Here is an 18,301-nt window from a genome sequence, read left to right on the forward strand (position 1 = left end):
AATACCCTCAATCTCGCCAAGCGGCAAAATCGAGGGCATTTATTCGCCTTTTCTGAAACTCATCGACAAAGTCGATTGATCATCTTCATTTACTCGTTCCAAAGCTTGACGCGGTCCTGCACCAGCTTGGTTTCCAATTCGCCGAGCTTTTTCGCGCCTGCCTTATCCAAATCGTTCATAAAGTTTTGCCATACCGTATCGAATTGATCCGGCTTCGCCAAGATTGCTTCCGGGACGCGCTTCTTCATGACTTCTTCGCATTTCTGGAAGATGACGTCGGCATCGGATCCCGTCGGAACCGGGATATTCCAGGCTGCTCCCCAAGGCTTGACCGGGAACTCTTCCTTCTTCGGGAACAGGTCTTTCCACGTCTTCGCGTTGTAATGCGAAAGCACATCCTTCGCTGCATCGGGGTAATTCTTGATGATCTGTTCGACATTATTCGTCGTATACGTGTTGCCGGTCGGATCGACCACGCCGTCGCCCCATCTCGCGGAAAAGCCGCCGTAGTTCCCTATGCCGGTCGCTTTTTGCCAGTTTGCCGTGTCATTTGTTCTGCGTTCTTGCTGATCGGGCGGAATGACGCGCTTGCCGTTCTCCACCTTGTAATCGACGCCCTCTACGCCCCAATTGTTCAGCACTTGCGCCTCGTCGGAAGCGAGCCAATCCAGAAACTTGATTGTGCGGACCGGGTCCTTGTTGCTCTTCGTAATGGCGGTGCCCCATCCCGCCAAATACCCTCTATCCTGGAAAGAATGGTCTTTAATGCTCTCGTTCATCGTAACCGGATAAAAGCCGTACGTACGATCGGACTTGCCGGCTTTATTCAGTGCATTCACTCCGTCACCGATATCCCAATTCGCGTCAATCACGCCGAGTACGCGGCCGGTGGCGATCTTCGCGTTGTATTGGTCGAATTTCTGCACGAAGCTTTCCGGATCCAGCAGGCCGATATCGTTCATATGGTTCAGCCAGCGGAAATATTCCTTATCTTCCGGACGCAGGTAATGCAGCGACGCTTGGTACGTTTTCGGATCGATATAGTATTCGCCGTCGTCCTGAAGTCCCGTCGCATAAATGGCAGGATTCGTTACGGAAATCAGAATGTGCCAGTCATCGGCATTGAGCGACAGCCCGAGCGTCGGTTTGCCGTCGATCGTCGGATGCTTGTCTTTATACGTCTTGATCGCATTTTCATAATCCTGAAGCGTGCGCATTTTCGGATAACCGAGCTCCTTCACCACCGCATGCTGCAGGGCGAAGATGGCGCCCGCATCGAAATCCGTTTGATTCACGCCCCCCAGTGTCGGCAGCACATAGATGGCATGGTCATCATTGCTCCAACGCAAACGTTTCATATAAGGGCCGTATATTTTTTTCAGATTCGGCGCATATTTATCGATCAAATCCGTCAAGTCGATGAGCGCGCCCGCATCCACGAGCTTGCCGGCATCGCCACTCGCCTGGATGATATCGGGATACTGTCCGCTGGAAATCATGAGCGGAATTTTTTGATCCGTCGTGCTGAGGCTGAACTCCATCTTGAGGGTAACGCCCGTTTTCTGCTGAATGATTTTGCCGACTTCGCTTTGCATGGCGTCCCAATTCGCATTATTGCCCGAGAACCCCGTTAGCGTGATCGGCTTATTGTCGGCAGCGCCTTTGCCGGCGTCGCCCGCTGCGGATTGGGCCGGCGCTTGTCCGGCATCGCTTTCCGGCGTCTTGCTGCAGCCGACGGCCGTGAATGTCATAACCCCCGCGAGCATGAGGCCCGCAGCCATACGAAATGGCTTTCTCATGTGGATGATCCTCCCTTATCTTCTTGAGTAAATGATTGTATGAGACCAGGTCGCCCTGCTCTTACCGCGTGCCTTGTTCGGCCTAGCTCTTTACTGCCCCCAGCGTAATGCCCTTCACGAAAAACTTCTGAAGGAACGGATACACGACCAGAATCGGAGCGGTCACCACGATCGTGATCGCCATCTTGATCGATTCCGGGGATACAGTCGCAATGCTTTTGACGGAGTTAATGTTATGTGCGTTGCTGCCGTCTTGCGTAGTTTGCAAAATTTTCTGCAGCTCGAATTGCAGCGTCGTCAGTTCTGGCTTGCCGCTGTTGAACAAATACGTGTCGAACCAGGAGTTCCAGTGGCCGACAGCGATGAACAGCGCGATGGTGGCCAGTACCGGCTTGCAGAGCGGAAGTATAATTCTCGTAAAAATGACAAAGTCGTTGGCTCCGTCCAGCTTGGCCGACTCCTGCAGCGAATAAGGCAGGCCGTCGATATAAGAGCGAATGACATAGACATTCCAGACGCTTAAGATAGCCGGGATGATGTAGATCCAGAATGTCCCGATCAGATGCAGATTCCGCATGAGCATATACCCCGGTATCAACCCTCCGGAGAAATACATCGTCAGCGCGAGATACAGCGAGAACAGGCGTCTTGCCTGAAAATCCGCCCGGCTGAGCACATAAGCGACCATCGCTGCGCTAAACACGCCGATTACCGTGCCGAGCACCGTTCGGAGCACGGAATTGCGAAAGCCCGTGAGCAGCGACTGATAATGGAAAATCGTCGCATAATTCGCCCACGTAAATTCGCGGGGCCAAACGTAGATGCCGCCTCGGACCGTATCGGTCGAATCGTTCAGCGAAATCGCCAGCACATTCAGAAACGGATAAAGCGTGACGATGGCGACGGCGGTCAGAAGCATATACAAAAACAATTGGAAGCCAAACTCGGAGCGGTCACCCACTGCACCGGTCATCTTCCCCCCTCCTTCCTCAAATGACGGTTTCCTTCGTAGCTTTGCGATAGAGTGCGTTCGCTGTGAGCACCAGGACGATGCTGACAACTGAATTGAACATGCCGACGGCCGTACCGAAGGAATAGCGGCTGAGCCCAATCCCGTAATTAAGCGCATACAAATCGAGCACTTGCGAATAGTCCGTTACCAGCTGATTACCAAGCAGGAACTGCTTCTCGAAGCCGATGCTGATCAAATTCCCGATCGACAAGATCAGCAGCACCATGAACGTCGAGCGTATGCCGGGCAGTGTGATGTGCCAAATGCGGCGGAATCTTCCGGCTCCATCAACGGTCGCCGCTTCGTAAAGCTCCTGGTCGATACCCGCAATGGCTGCTAAATAGATGATGGAGTTCCAGCCGGTTTCTTTCCACAGGTCGGAAGCGGTTACGATCCCCCAGAACAAATTGCCCTTGGCCATAAATTGTACAGGCTCCGAGATCAGATGCAGCTTCAGCAGCAGCACGTTCACGATCCCGCCGTCGGTCGACAGCATCTTCGACACCATACCGGCAACGACAACCCACGAAACGAAGTGCGGCAAATAGGAAATCGTCTGCACGGACCGTTTGAACACCCGGTTCTTCACTTCATTGATCAGAATCGCGAACAGAATCGGAACCGTAAAGCCTGCGATTAATCCCATGAAGCTCATCGCCAGTGTGTTGCGCAGCACGACGTAGAACTTGTCGTCCGCAAACAATTGCTGGAAATTTTGCAGGCCTACCCATTTCTGCTCCAAAATCGACTTGCTCGGCTTGTAATTCTGAAACGCCATGAGCCAGCCCCAAAGCGGCATGTAGCTGAACACGAACACCCAGATGACGAACGGGATAGACATCATGTACAGATAACGCTGCTGGAGGAATGTTTTCCAGAAGCCCCTCTTCCTGATCCGGCGGTCCGTCAGGAGGATTTCCCGGGATGTGAGCGATTCCATATCGTCCCTCCTTTTATTTGATACCTTCATGATACCGTTTTCTTTCGGAGGCCGATACCCGGTAAACTGGTTGCGAAATCATATGCAAACTTGCCATTTCTGCAGCGAAATCGATTTGGAACGTGCCGCTCGGTTTATGTCAAAATCAGATATTTAAATCCAAACACAAAAAAGATCGGCGTTGCATTTGTATCATAAAAATACCCTCAATCTCGCCAAACGGCAAGATCGAGGGCATATTTTCGCCTTTTATGAAACTTATTTTGCTACAAACATAGTTGCATTCGATGGTGTTCCGGCTGTTTACTTTTTCAACCCCGTAGCAACCGTTTTTTCGTATTGGTCGGCTTCCCACTTGACAACATCGTCGTAGCCTAAGCCTTTGGCTTTCGAGATCATTTGTTGCTTCAGGCTGTTAAACTCATTGTCGTCCTTCGTGAACATCATCTTCCAGGAGTACTCCTTGATGACTTTGCCCACTTCGCCGTGCTTCTGCTTGATATCGGACGGTTCCGACGCCGGCGGCTGTCCGTTAAAGTACGCCGGTTGCACGAGCGCTTGGTTGTGCTTGACGACGTAGTCTTTCATCGTCAACGAGCCCATTGTATCCCGCCAACTCTTCACGACCGGATCCGGATCGTGGTTCAGGAACGAAGACCACAAGGTGTAATCATACGGTTCTCCGGTTTCCGGATTGATCATGGACAAGGCGATCGTCGTGTTGTTGATAGTGTTCATTCCGTCCTTGTACAGCCCGCCGCCGTATTCATTAGGCATATTGACGGAGTTGGTGATCGCTTTGTATCCGAAATCGGTCAGGGTCGGTTTGCCGTCTTTGATATCCCAAATCAAGCCTTTCGGACCGTAGTTGGATTCTTCGATGCCTTCCGGCGTGTACAGCCAGTTAAGGAATTGCATCACGCGATCCGGATACTTCGTCTTCGCGCCGATTGACCAAATGCGCTGGCCGCCGTAAGGCGAAAATCCGGAGGAGAACATTTGCTCATCGGCGAAAGGTACGAACTGGAAGCCTTTGCCCGCGGACGTATGCTCCGGCGAGTTATAGATATTGCTTACAAAAGGGAATTGCGCGAAGAGAACTTGTCCGTCCTTGTACTTATTGTTCGCGTCGGAGTACTTCTGCGTCAAGGAGTCCGGATCAAGCAGCCCCATCTTGTTAGCTTCAAAAAAGAATTTCAGGCCTTGCATGTAGTAACTGTTGTCGTCGAGCATGCCCTGCCATTTCGCTTCGTTGGCTTTCGTCAGGATCAGGTCGCTGTTGTTGAAGGAGTCTCCTTCTGTATAGCCGAACATTTGAGCCGTGACCTTCGCGTTCATCGAATAGTTGCTGTCCCAATCCGACCACAGCGAGAACCCGTACGTCGGCTTGCCGGAATCGCTCTTCGGACTGAGCTGCTGCATTTGCTTGACGACTTTCAGATAATCGTCAAGCGTCTTGATTTCCGGTTTGCCCAGTTTTTGGTACAAATCCCAACGGAGCATTGGACCGAACGTCATGTCGGCGCCTTCGCTCGGACCGTCGCCGTTGCCTACGTTAAACCCGATACCGTAAATCGCCGTGCCGCTGCCGAATTGCTTGCTATTGGCATCGAGCGCCTTACTTACATATTTCGCGATGTCTTTGCCGTATTTGTCAAGCAAGCCGTCTTTCTTCCAGTCCAGCAACATGCCGGCTTTGATGGCATCTGTGTAGTCTTTTCCGCCAAGTCCTACGACGATATCGCCCAAATCGCCGGACGCCATCATCGTGGCGATTTTTTGCTGACCGCCGGCCAGGTTAGAAGCAATGATGTTCAATTTGATATTGAACTTGTCCTTGATCAGCTTAGCAAACCATCCTGGCTGATCTCCGGCATAGTTAGCCAGCGTCGAGAATACCGTCAGCGTGACTTCCGGCTGCTTCGAAGGATCGGTACTTCCTTTGTCGCCGCTCGTGCTCGTTTGCGACTGCGAACTGTTGTCTGTCGTTGTTTTGCTGCTGTCGCCGCTGCTGCATGCCGACAAGAATACCAGCATCGCACTCAGCGTAGCAGCAATCACTATCCATTTTTTACCCCTAATCATACGTTGGTTAACCTCCTTGTAATGTGCGTGCAAAAAGCTTCTTTTTGTGATGCGGCCAAGAAAAATGCCGTCCTTCTGCAAAAACGCTTACAAAACACGCCTCACCTCCTTCACGTTTCACGGAGTTTTGAAAACGAAAAAGGGATCACCCCTTCACGGCTCCGATCATAATGCCTTTGACGAAAAAACGTTGGAAGAAAGGATATACGAGCAAAATCGGGATGACGACGATCATCGATACAGTCGTCCGGATCGAAGTAGCCGTCTGCATGTTAGCCAATTTAATATTGAGAGCCCCTTGGGTGGATTTCATCAAAGTTGCCAGCGATGTCGCTTCATTCATATACCGATAAAGGATGAATTGCAGCGTGAACAGCTTCTGATTCGTGACTAGGAACAAAGTGTCCTGAAACGAGTTCCATTGTCCGACGGCCGAGAAGATGGCGATGGTCGCCAGAATCGGCGTAATCAAAGGCATGATGATTTTATAGAAGATTGTGAAATATCCGGCTCCGTCGATCTGCGCCGATTCCTGCAAGGCGATAGGCGTCGACTCGACGAAGGTTTTTACAAGAATAATGAAGAACGGCGAGACGATCCCGGGCACGATATAGGCCAGGAAATTGTTGGTCAGGCCGAGATTGCGCATGATCAAGAACCATGGAATCAAGCCGGCGTTAAAATACATCGTGACGATCAGGAACCGATACCAGAATCTACGTCCCCACATTCCGTTCTTCGTGAACAAGTAGCCTAGAAAAGCCGATGCAGCCACGGTCAATACGGTACCGATCACGGTACGGCCTACTGATACGAGCGTGGCAGTAGCCAATCCGGGAATCTTGAATACTTCCGTGTAGTTGCTCAAATGAAACCCTCTCGGGTAGAACATGACAAGTCCTCTGCTGCTCAAGTCATTGTTGCTGATCGTATTGATGAACAAATAATAGAACGGAAAGAAACAAGCCAAAGTGAAAATGGCAAACCACGTATAGTTTAGGACGTCAAAAATCGTAATCTTCTTCATCTTTTCCATTGCGACTCTCCTCTCTTTTCCCGATGACTTAGATGACGCCTTCGCCGCGAACCAGCTTCGACAAAATGTTGGCAAAGAACAACAGGAACAAGCTTACAATCGATTTCAGAATGCTGACCGCCGTCGCGAAACCGAAGTTGGAGTTCGCCATCCCGATGTTGTAAACGTACAGATCGAGAACCTCGATATGGCTCATGTTCATCGCGTTCGAGAACACAAAGTACTGCTCAAGTCCATTGTTGATGAAGTTTGCGATACCCAAAATGAGCAACACGAAGTACGTCGGAAGAATTCCCGGCACCGTTACGTGCCACATCAGACGGAAACGGCCTGCTCCGTCCACTCTCGCCGCTTCATATAATTCCGGATCGATCCCGGTAATCGCGGCAATGTACATGATCGCGCCCCAACCAAGCCCTTTCCATATACCCCACAAGGTCATGACTAACCAAGTATGGCTGTCCGAGGCAAGCAGATTTAGCGGGTGGGCAATCAGATGCAAGCTCATCAGCAAATTATTCAGGAAGCCGTTATCGACGGATAACAACATGAATGCGAACGCGTATACCAGAACCCAGCTGATAAAGTTCGGCAGGGTCGTAAACGTCTGCACCATTTTCTTGAACGTCACGTTCTTGATTTCCGTCAGGAATATGGCGAAGATGACCGGCAGAACCGAAGTCAAAATACCCAGCGAACTGATCGCGAACGTGTTTTGCAGTACTCGGACGATTTCCTGCCGCTGAATCGGATTTGACACCATTGCGGTAAACCAATGGAAGCCCATGAACTCGGTCTTGGACAGCGGAATGCCGGGCCGGTAATCGTAAAAGGCATAGACCCAGCCGTACAGAGGCAAATACGAGAATAAAAATACGAGTACAAGAAAAGGAAAAGCCATGAGGAATAATTTGTACTTATCTTTAAAATGAAAGCGCTTTCCCATTACTGGGGTATAGGCGTGTTCGGACAGGTTCGCGTTCATCTTTCTCCCCCACTATAAAATAATATTTTCTTTCATTTGCTCACTTTTACTTAGATTTTCAACATCGATTGTCTTAAGAGGCCTAGATATTCACCTGATATGACATTTCCACGCCAACTCCCTCCCTTTGTGTTTCGATTATAACGAAAACGCTTTCATGTGGATACCCAATAAATTCCACTTAAAATCCTGTCAAAATTAGTGTTTTCCACGTTGACATTAAACCGTTTGGCCGTCTTCAAAGCTTTGGTACAAAACTACCTTTCCGCTGGTTCCTGGAGCTGGTGGGACGGGTGTCACCGGTGTGGAAGGAAGCGCGACCAATTTTACCTTGAAAGTATCCAGGTAGTAAGACACTGTGGCATCATTGGTGGATTGTACGTACACTTAATATCCGGACGCTCTCGGATCGACTGTCAATTGCCCTTGGATCAGGACCCAGTCCGCTGCTGTTACGAATTTAGAATCAATTTTGGCATATGTTGCTGCATCCGGTCCACGCAAAAACACTGCCTTTGCTTCCTCCCACGCCTTATTTCTATAAAAAGTACTGGTTCCTTCTTTAATTCGTGTAGTGTCAACCGCTTTCTTTTGCATTATTATCGAAATGAAAGTTCCGGAAAGGAGATACGTTTGATGAAATGTAAACGCTTAACTTTTATCACTACACTCAATTAGGGGGAATGCATGGAAAGAAGCGAATGCTTAAGCGAATCTTCGCGAGCGGTCAAGGCATTGCGAAGCAATCCGGCGGCGCGACGTTAAGAACATGTCCAAAAGGATTTTGGCGCTGCTTTGCAGCCTATTGCTGGTCGTTGCGTCGATGCCCTTTGCCGCGTTGACAGCGGCGGCGGCTGACCGTTCCGTCAGTACGGTTGTTTGGTAGTTGGACACGAGCAAGTTGGGCGTTCCGGGCACGACGAGCGACGGTCAGCACCTTATAATCAACTTCCTCAAGGGTCTTAGACAACTTACAGGATGTGTGCAAAATGTGCTCTTCCTCTTGAACGGGACGCTAGCGGATATCCATAAAGCAAAAATTCACAATCTTTAGCGTATGTTATCAAATCCCTTTGTCGTAACAAGTTTGGTGGTACAAGAAAATCCTTGTGCCGCAAGCCTCGGCGAATGCCGAGAGGCTATCTAATATTTTGGGAGGGGAAGTAACACGATGAACAAACGGTTTAAGCAGATTTTGATGTTATTGCTTGCGGTTGCATTGTTTTTGCCGCAATTTGGAATCGCGCAAAAGGCAAGTGCGGCCAGTGCGAATGGAAATTATGCTTTAAAAGTTCAAACCACTGGTGGGCACCAGTGGGATGGTGCGCAAATAGACACAGGGACAAGCGGCTTAAACCTCGTTGCCGGCACAACCTATACCTTCTCATATGACTTATACACCCCTGACCAAGATGTGACAGGCATTGTTCTACAAACTAACGGAAACTACAACTGGATTAAAAATACAGGAGCTTTAAGTGCGGAAAGCCCCGCTTGGACTTCATACACGGCGAATTATACTTATACAGCCGCAAGCGGTTCACAGCTTCAATTTGTTAAAGTCGGCGATAGCGGAGCTACAGACACTAAGAACATAACGTACTACATCGACAACTTTGTTGTTAAAGACTCGAATGGTATTGTTGTTTATAAAGCCGACTTTGAGGACCAAACGGTTGGTGCCTTTAAACAAAGTGGGACGGCTACATTGTCTACGGCAGCACCGCCGGGAGCAGCAAACGATTATTTCTTAAAGATTCAAACTACAGGTGGGCAACAATGGGATGGCGCGCACATAGACACAGGGGCAAGCGGCTTAAACCTCGTTGCCGGCACAACCTACACCTTCTCATATGACTTATACACCCCTGACCAAAATGTGGCGGGCATTGTTCTACAAACCAACGGAACCTACGACTGGATTAAAAATACGGGAGCTTTAAGTGCGGCAAACCCCAATTGGACTTCATACACGGCGAATTATACTTATACAGCCGTAAGCGGTTCACAGATTCAGTTTGTTAAAGTCGGCGATAGCGGAACTACGGATGCAAAGAATATAACTTACTACATCGACAACTTTGTTGTTAAAGACGCAACAAGCGGCAATGTTGTTTACACAGCCAACTTTAACGACCAAGCTACTGATGGTTTTGTATCAAATGGGAGTGCTACACTGTCTACTGTTAATAGTACTAGTGCTGCAACAACACCACCCCTTAACCCGAATGTACTGACCTTGCCAAGCATTAAGAATACGTACCCGAATTATTTGATGGGCAGCATCATCGGCCCATATTACATGCAAAACCCAATCATGTCCGTCCTGAAAGCCCAGTTCGGCGTTGTGACGCCTGAAAACGCGACGAAGCCAGCTTCGTTGATCGGCACCAGCGCCTCTACGCATAATGTCGCAGATCTGAGCTTTAACGAAGCGGACACGGAGCTTCAGAGCGCGGTCGACAATGGTCTGAAAATACATGGGCACACGCTTGTCTGGCAAGGTCAGTCGATTCCGTGGCTGAACAACGATGTGACGTCCAGCACCGACTCAACTCCGTCCAACCCGGGTCTGACCGCGGCTGGGGCGTATGCGAACATGAACGACTATATTAACGCAGTTCTCAAGCATTTTGACGGCAAGTTCAACGCGAGCACGCAGAACATCATCTCGTGGGATGTCGTCAACGAAGCGATGGCAGGTTCCGTCCGTGACAGCTCTCTTAGTCCGACAGACTGGCACAGCTACCTGAAGGCCACCCCGTGGCTGAAAGCGACGGACGCTAACTACGTCGAACAGGCGTTCATCGACGCCCGTGCGGCAGAGCCGAATTACAACGTCCTGTTGTACTACAACGACTATAGCATGGACGACCAGAATAAGGCAGCGGCAGTTCGCGACATGGTGAAAGACATCAATAGCCGTTGGGCTGTGAATCACCCTGGCAAGCAGCTCATTCAGGGCGTCGGCATGCAAGAGCATGACGGCCTCGGCACCAACCCTAACAACGAGAGAAAGTCGATCCAGATGTTCAAGGATATTGGCGTCAAAGTCTCAATCAGCGAGCTGGACATCTCCGCTGGCACGGGCGGAACGCTGACTGCCGATCAGAAAACAGCCCAAGCCGCACAGTACGCGCGGTTGATGCAAGTTTATACCGATCCCACCTTCAAGGACACGGTGCAGCGCATCACATTCTGGGGGCTGACAGACACCAACAGCTGGTTGGCTTCCGGTAGCCCGTTGCTGTTCGACGGCAAGCTGTACCCGAAAGACGCGTTTTACGCCGTGATTGACCCGGCCGGATACCTTGCCAATTACAAAGCACCGGCGAAGCCTGCGGGCAAAGTCGCAACAGCTGCAAAGGGAACGCCGACGATTGACGGCAAGATGGACGACATTTGGAATACGGCAACGCCTATCGATATCAGTGTAACGCAGGCAGGCAACACGAAGACGGGTGCACACATGCCTGCCGCTACCGCTCGCATGTTGTGGGACAACGCGAACCTGTACGTACTCGCGCAGGTGACCAAAGATCCGTCCGAACCGTTGGACAAGGGGAACGCAAACCCTTGGGAGCAGGATTCAGTCGAAGTATTTGTTGACCTGACGAACGGCTCCAGCGCCATGTACTCGAACGCTGCCGGGCATTACCGCGTTCGGTATGACGGCTTTGCGACGGTAGACGCAGGCATGACGGACAATCAGGGCGTTGCAACGACGATGACCTCTGCGACATCGGTCAACGAGGCTAAGTACTCCTACACCGTCGAGATGAAGATTCCGTTTGTCCAGATTACGCCTGCGGTTGGCACTAATATTGGCTTTGACGCTCAGGTGAACGAAGCGATGAACGGTGCGCGGATTGGCGCGTACGCTTGGAACGACGCTATCGGAACGGCTTATCAGGATCTATTCAAGATTGGCACGTTGCAACTTGTCGCAGCGGCCGACACAGTACCTCCTGTAACTACGGATAACGCCCCAACCGGGTGGCAGAACCATCCCGTGAACGTGGTCCTCCAAGCGACCGATGAAGGCAGCGGAGTTGCTTCCACGTCTTACAGCCTGGACGGAGGTTCCTATACCACCGGCAATTCTGTATCGATTACTTCGGAGGGGATTCACACTCTTCGTTATTACAGCGTGGACCGGGCAGGCAACAAAGAAGCGGTCAAGGAGAAAATCATTCAGATCGATCTGACAGCCCCCACGATCACGATGCCGGACATCACAAAGGTTCTGATTAGTGATGCCCTGAACTATCCGATAGTGGTATCCGATGCAACTAGCGGCGTGGATTCGGTGTCCGTCACTTTGGACGGAAAGCCTGTTTCCAACTTGATCCAAACAGCTCCATTGAGTCTATCGCTCGGAGTACATTCCATCGTCGTGACAGCTAGCGATAAAGCAGGGAATTCCGTTACAGTCACACGTCAAATTACCGTTTATATGGATATCGCGCATCTGGACTCGTTGTTCCAATCCGGCAGTGTTAACGGCTTCATTACGAAACCAGGGGTGTTAAACAGCCTGTTGGCGAAGGTGAAGCAGGTACAGGCGGCCGGCAGCGACGCCAAGCAGGTAGGCAATGCCCTGAACGCCCTCAGCAATGAAGTGAGCGCCCAGACAGGGAAAGCACTGGAGGCCGGATACGCGGTATTGGTGCAGAGCATCCTTCAATCCCTAGGTAACAAGTAAGCTAGAGTAGCACAGAAGTGCCCGCATGCGGTTATCGCGTGCGGGCAGTTTTTTGTGCGCCACGCATGGCGATTAACTAGGTGGTGAAAGTCCACTGTGGGGGTTTGTAGTTCGAAGAAAATAAGTCCGTTAGGATTGAATGACGGATCTTCATCCAAGTCCAAAACATTTTCATAAGTATCATCTATAAATTCATACGTTGAGATTTCAAGAAAATTGTTTAAGGAAATCATCCATCTTGATGGTATTCTTTCAAAGGAAATTCACGCCTTTCGTATCCACTTAATCATTAAGCATTATACCTTCTTGTGATGACTCCTTTCCATGCAAACCTGCACGTCCCTCGGAGTGAAGGACTACCACGCGGCAACCCTTTCACTAATCAAAGAACTACCTAGAAATAAAAAAGTGAATGTTCACAAAAGTAAACATTCACTAACGAACTCTATTTTCCACTAACGATCTTTATTTTCCTTGATCATCAAATATCATTCTATAACTTAGGTAATCGGGTTCACATTACTGCTCCGTCTTACTTATTTCCAGAAGCCGGCTAACGGTCACGAGCTCATAGCCTTGCTCCAACAGCTCAGGCACAAGCGTACGAACCGCTTCCATGGTTTGGGACCGATCCCCGATGCCGTCGTGAAAGATCAAGATGCATCCGGGCCTAATCTGCTCCCGGGTCTTGTTCAGAATATGCCCCACCCCGGGCAGGCCCCAGTCCTCGGCCTCTCCGTTCACTGCGCCGATGGCCGTATAGCCGAATTCCTTGACGGTCCGGAACACCTCTTCGTTCATGTCAAAAAATGGGGGACGGAATGTCGCGGGACTCCCGCCCGTAATCTCCGCGATGATCCGGTCAGCTGCCTCCAACTCGGACCGCCTCTGCTGCGGCTCCAGTTGGGTCAGAAAAGGGTGCGTGTATGTATGGTTCCCCAGCTCGTGCCCGTCTTCCGCCAAGGAAAGGGCAATGTCGCGGAATTGGGCCACATTCCGGCCGATGACGTAGAACGTCGCTTTGCCTCCGAATTCTTGAAAAATCTGCTGAATCTGCGGCGTATACTCCGGATTCGGACCATCGTCGAACGTAATGGCCAGTGCTTTATGCCAGGTCTCCACCGCATGGATGACCGAATAGTGCATTGTAACTCCCCCACTCCTTCATTCTCTGCTCGAAGCTTACCCAAACCGAGACTCCGGCATCAGTGGCTCCCTGTCTCCTCCAGCCACAGGATGCTGTAACGCCGTGGGGATAATACTTCGCGGTTAATGACCCCGCCCGATAACGCCCCAAAACGCTGGCTTCGGCATCAGCTTCTCATCAAACAGAAAAGGCCAGTTCTTCCGGCCTCGAACCGGAAAGTCGTCCAACCAGGTATAATTATCCGCCGTTCCCCAAAACGTTACCGCTGTAATTGCATCCTTATACTCCTTAAACAGTCCGAAGATCTCCTCATACCGCTGATGCTGCAGCTCCGCCATCTCTTCGGTAGGAGCCTTCAAGTCGATCCTCCTGTCATCGTGGCGGAACACGGACAGATCCAACTCGGTGACGTGCAGCTGCACGTCCAGAGAAGCGTAAAGCTCGATCGCCTTTCGGATTTCATCCAGAGAGGGACCATGGATGTTCCAATGCCCCTGCATGCCGATTCCGTGGATCGGCACCCCTTCCTCCTTCAAAGAACGGACGAGGTTGTAAATTTTGTCCCGTTTGACCGGTTCCGTTTCGTTGTAATCGTTATAGAACAGAAGCGCTTCCGGATCGACTTCATGCGCCGCCTCGAAGGCGTGGCGGATGTAATCCTCTCCCAGAATCTCCAGCCATTTCGTCCTTCGCATCACAAGGTCAGTCTTGTCTTCGATCGCCTCGTTGACCACGTCCCACGCATACACCTGCCCCTTGTAACGCCCGGCGACCGTGTAGATATGCTGCTTCATCCGCGAGAGAAGCAGCTCTCTTCCGGGAGGACCTCCGGAAGGGCTTTCAAAAACCCAGTCGGAGGTTTGATTATGCCAGACCAGCGTATGTCCCCGGACAGCTATCCCGTTCCGCACGGCAAAATCCATGATTTCGTCGGCAGCCTCAAACGCATATCGGTCTTCCTCGGGATGGATTTCCCCGAACTTCATCTGGTTCTCTGCCGTTATGCTGTTATAATGCCGGGCGATAAAGTCCCCTTCGGACCGTAAGGTTTTCGTACTAACGGCGGCGCCGATTCTGAATATTCCTTTGAAAGCCTCGTGCAAGGCCGGTATTCCCTTGTTCATAGTTTGGCAAGCCTCCTTTGGATGTCCCGTTCTTACAGGCCGTCTCCCTCTTTATGATAAGGTTTTGGAATGCGTTTACCAGTAATAAATTAAAGGTCTCCACCCCCCATTCTTTAGGATTTACCCGTTTGCCTGTACACGATCGGCTTCTCGGAAACCCGCTTCTCGAACTCTCTCAGAAAATGATGATAATGCACGTATCCGACCTCCTCCGCAATGGAACGGATCGTAGCGTCGGATTCCGTTAGCATCTTCTTGGCCTCTTCAATACGCAGGTCATGTATATATTCAGTGATGCCCACGCCGTTTCTCTTCATAAATGCTTGACCCAGGTACACAGGATTCATATAAAACCGTTCCCCAATCTCCTTGATCGTAAGCGGCTTCTTGTAATTCTCCTGAATGTAACGTTCAATCCCATGAAGGGGGTGTCCAGAGTTGAATTCCTTCTGCTTTCTCAACCGGTTCATATATTCGTCCAGATAACCCCGCATGGAGTGTTCCAAGCCCGTCAGCGATTTCGGCCCATTTTGGAGCAGATCGCGGAACCTCAGCCACATGTCAGCTGTCGACGCCCCCAGCTCCCGCAGCACCTCCGTGCTCTTCAAAACCACATCCATGCTGAGCATCCGCACCACTTCCGGCGCAGTCTTATGCCGTTGGAATGAGGCGAACAAACGCTTCATGATGACTGCCGCCTCCTGCTCTTGAAGCCGCTCAGCTGCGGCAAGCAACTCCTCCGCTTTCGTCATGGCCTGAAGATCGTAGCTGACGCTGAAACGAGCGGTCGATTCATAATCGACGGGACCTTCATCATCATTAAAAAAGTGGTAGACGGACACCTCCGCCGCCCCCGAATAGGATGCCGTCAAATCCAGAAGTGAAGGCACGGATGGACCGACCGAAACGCAGACCTCCATTCCTTTCTGCCGCAGCCCGTTATAGACCCTTCGGGCTAAAGCCAAGACATCCAGGGCGCAGTCTGCCACCAATCCTGCCTGGTGGGGCATAAGGTCGATAAACATCACTTGGGGCGGACTGGAGTAAGCCGCACAGCACTCCAGATTCTCTCCCTTACACCCCTCGATCATAATGTATCTCCATGCTTGGGCTTGTCGATCCAGCTCTCCGATTTGTCCGGATACGCTCTCATCCGGCTCCTGCATCTCTCCACGGAGAATGGGGGCAAGCACCGCAGCCAGGAGTCTGTAAGACTCCTGCTCCTGCCTGTTATGCTCCTGTGCGCGATCCGCAAGCTCCTGCATGATATCTTTCAAAATAATTTCCCATTCTTCATCCATGACCGGCTTTAACAAATAATGGCGCACTCCATACCGCAAGGCGGACCTGGCATATTCGAAGTCGCCGTACCCGCTCATGATAATGAAGATCGGGTTGTAGCTTTCCGACAGCCGCTGAATCCGGCCGATCAGCTCCAAACCGTCGATCACCGGCATCCGAATATCCGTAATGATCAGATCGGGCTTACAGTCCACGGCAACCGCCAAAGCTTCTTCCCCGTTGGCGCACATGCCGCATACCTCGAACCCAAGCTCATCCCATTCGGCCATAAGCCGGATGCCCTCCAATGCGATCGGCTCGTCATCGGCAAACAGCACTTTATACATTCGCTTCCAGCTCCTCCTTAGGCAGAATCAGATTCAGAGGAATACGGATCGTAACAGTTGTCCGTTCATTTTCCTTACTGTCTATTGTAAATAAGGATCTATCGTTGTAATAAAGATTCAGCCGTTTGTATACGTTCCGCAGACCTATACTTCTCCCTGCTGTCTCTTCTGCATACAAGTTATGCAAGATTCCATTCAACTTGGCAGTGTCCATACCGATTCCGTTATCCTTGACCGTCATGACCAGATGTCGGTCATCCAACATCGCCGAGATGCGGATTCTCCGGTCCCCTTTCACCGCTTGAAGCCCGTGCTTGCAGGAATTCTCCACCAAAGATTGGATGCTCATCTTGGGAATCCGGCAGGAGAGGACCTTTGGATCGATATCCATTTCATATTCAAAACGGTCTTGAAACCGAAATTTTTCAATCTGCAGGTACATCTCGATAAAGGTTATTTCCTCTTCGATCGTCACCAGATCATCCTTCCAGCTGAGCAGCCTTCTTAAAATTTGGGACAGGCTGCGGATAATCTCCGTCACATGCTCATACCGGTACTTCTTGCATACGACCAGAATGGCGTTGAGCGTATTGAACAGGAAGTGCGGATCCACTTGGCTTTGCAGCAAATTCAGCTCCGCCCGCACCCGTTCCAGCTCCAGATCCTTCTTCTGGATTTCCAGCTTATAGACGTCGTTGATCAGATTCCGAATTTTTTCCGTCATCAAGTTGAAGCTTCGCAGAAGACCTCCGATCTCGTCCCTGCCTTCGTACATGTCGATAGGCTCGAAGCGCTCGTTTTTGACCATCTGCATATGTTTGGAGAGCCGTCTAACCCGCAGGTTGTAGGAATGCAGAATAATAAAAACGAGCACCGTCGGAATCACCGTACTGATCAAGGCTAACGCGATGCCGAACTTCAATACGGCTTTCTGTTCCTGGAGTACCCGGGCTCTTTCCGGAATCCCGATTAATTTCCAGCCGTTCAAGTAGCTGGCTGCTCCTAATGAACTGATGAAGTTGCCCGCCGCTCTGCCGCCCAACAAGTCAAGATGGTCCGCCGTGATGGGAGTCAGAAGGTTGTCCTCGGCTATATAGGAACGGTTCGAATCGAGTACGATCCGGTTATCTGCATCCAACAGCTTGAACTGCAAGTAGCTCCGCTCCTTGTTGAATAGTTCCTGCAACTTGTCGAGCCGCAGATCCATCCTCAAATACTTGGTGTAATTCATTAGATCCGGAAAATTATCCAGCTTGCGGATGATGCTGACATACACCATCTTCTGCTGCGGATTCATCGGATTGATATCCAGATACGAGGTAACGATCACCTTATCCTTCGTAGCGGCCAGCTTCCGGTACCACTCACTTTGTTTATCGCTGTCCTTCAGGACAAAATAGCTCCCTCCGCTTTCAATCGTCGGGTTCGAGGTGTACACGCCCAGCCAGGAGATGTACGGGTACTGGTTCGTATATTGGAGGAGCTTACCGCGTAGGTAGCTATCATATACCTCGTAGTAGGCCGGTAAGTCGGCATAGGGGGTTTCCAACGGTTCGTTGAAGGCCCGGTCGGCAGCTACGGTGTTGCCTATCGAGACGCATTCGTTTACCATTTGCGTCAGCTCGTAGCCGGCACGGTCCAAAGATATTTGCAGGTTCTCTCGCTCACGGGCCTCCGTGTTCCGGCTGTTCTGCATGTAGAACAGCGCATTGATACAAATGATGGGAAGCAGGACGCACAAGAGATAGATGAACAGAAACTTGTATCTTAACGGAATGTCGTTGACGATATGGCTGAAAGGCTTCCATTTCCGGTTCATAGTCGGTCTCCTGTCGTGTAT

General features: G+C 50.8%; 12 protein-coding genes. 1 reads left to right on the forward strand and 11 read right to left on the reverse strand.

Annotated elements, in window-relative coordinates; translation table 11 throughout:
* Nucleotides 1–89: 89 nt before the first annotated feature.
* The 7 genes from ACFQZT_RS06110 to ACFQZT_RS06140 form a co-directional block, all read right to left on the reverse strand.
* Nucleotides 90–1,799: an ABC transporter substrate-binding protein gene (locus ACFQZT_RS06110; RefSeq protein ID WP_379297573.1), complete on the reverse strand. Its 1,710-nt coding sequence runs from the start codon at nt 1,797–1,799 to the stop codon at nt 90–92.
* 82 nt (nt 1,800–1,881) lie between these two features.
* Complete coding sequence (locus ACFQZT_RS06115) at nt 1,882–2,772, reverse strand: carbohydrate ABC transporter permease (protein WP_379297575.1); 891 nt, start codon at nt 2,770–2,772, stop codon at nt 1,882–1,884.
* A 16-nt stretch (nt 2,773–2,788) separates the two neighbouring features.
* The gene (locus ACFQZT_RS06120; RefSeq protein ID WP_379297577.1) at nt 2,789–3,751 is read right to left on the reverse strand and encodes an ABC transporter permease; all 963 of its coding nucleotides are present in this window, start codon (nt 3,749–3,751) and stop codon (nt 2,789–2,791) included.
* Between the two features lie 303 nt (nt 3,752–4,054).
* Complete coding sequence (locus ACFQZT_RS06125; RefSeq protein WP_379297579.1) at nt 4,055–5,836, reverse strand: type 2 periplasmic-binding domain-containing protein; 1,782 nt, start codon at nt 5,834–5,836, stop codon at nt 4,055–4,057.
* 145 nt (nt 5,837–5,981) lie between these two features.
* A complete protein-coding gene (locus tag ACFQZT_RS06130; protein ID WP_379297581.1) occupies nt 5,982–6,872 on the reverse strand; it encodes a carbohydrate ABC transporter permease in 891 nt (296 codons plus the stop codon).
* A 28-nt stretch (nt 6,873–6,900) separates the two neighbouring features.
* Nucleotides 6,901–7,857 carry an ABC transporter permease gene (locus ACFQZT_RS06135; RefSeq protein WP_379297583.1) on the reverse strand — a complete coding sequence of 319 codons (957 nt, stop codon included), beginning with the start codon at nt 7,855–7,857 and terminating at the stop codon, nt 6,901–6,903.
* A gap of 387 nt (nt 7,858–8,244) precedes the next feature.
* Complete coding sequence (locus ACFQZT_RS06140) at nt 8,245–8,367, reverse strand: hypothetical protein (protein ID WP_379297585.1); 123 nt, start codon at nt 8,365–8,367, stop codon at nt 8,245–8,247.
* Between the two features lie 661 nt (nt 8,368–9,028).
* On the opposite strand from ACFQZT_RS06140, the gene ACFQZT_RS06145 reads away from it, so the two are divergent.
* Nucleotides 9,029–12,562: an endo-1,4-beta-xylanase gene (locus ACFQZT_RS06145; protein ID WP_379297587.1), complete on the forward strand. Its 3,534-nt coding sequence runs from the start codon at nt 9,029–9,031 to the stop codon at nt 12,560–12,562.
* Between the two features lie 519 nt (nt 12,563–13,081).
* Here the strand turns inward: ACFQZT_RS06145 and ACFQZT_RS06150 are convergent.
* From ACFQZT_RS06150 to ACFQZT_RS06165, 4 genes are all read right to left on the reverse strand, one after another.
* Nucleotides 13,082–13,708 (reverse strand): polysaccharide deacetylase family protein, encoded by a 627-nt coding sequence (locus tag ACFQZT_RS06150; RefSeq protein ID WP_379297589.1) that lies wholly within the window; start codon nt 13,706–13,708, stop codon nt 13,082–13,084.
* Between the two features lie 123 nt (nt 13,709–13,831).
* The gene (locus ACFQZT_RS06155; RefSeq protein ID WP_379297591.1) at nt 13,832–14,833 is read right to left on the reverse strand and encodes an endo-1,4-beta-xylanase; all 1,002 of its coding nucleotides are present in this window, start codon (nt 14,831–14,833) and stop codon (nt 13,832–13,834) included.
* A gap of 113 nt (nt 14,834–14,946) precedes the next feature.
* The gene (locus ACFQZT_RS06160; protein ID WP_379297593.1) at nt 14,947–16,461 is read right to left on the reverse strand and encodes a response regulator transcription factor; all 1,515 of its coding nucleotides are present in this window, start codon (nt 16,459–16,461) and stop codon (nt 14,947–14,949) included.
* A complete protein-coding gene (locus ACFQZT_RS06165) occupies nt 16,454–18,280 on the reverse strand; it encodes a sensor histidine kinase (protein ID WP_379297595.1) in 1,827 nt (608 codons plus the stop codon). Before ACFQZT_RS06165 ends, ACFQZT_RS06160 begins: the two co-directional genes overlap by 8 nt.
* Nucleotides 18,281–18,301 lie beyond the last annotated feature (21 nt).

Source organism: Paenibacillus sp. GCM10027628 (assembly GCF_042676385.1).
Lineage (GTDB): Bacteria > Bacillota > Bacilli > Paenibacillales > NBRC-103111 > Paenibacillus_E.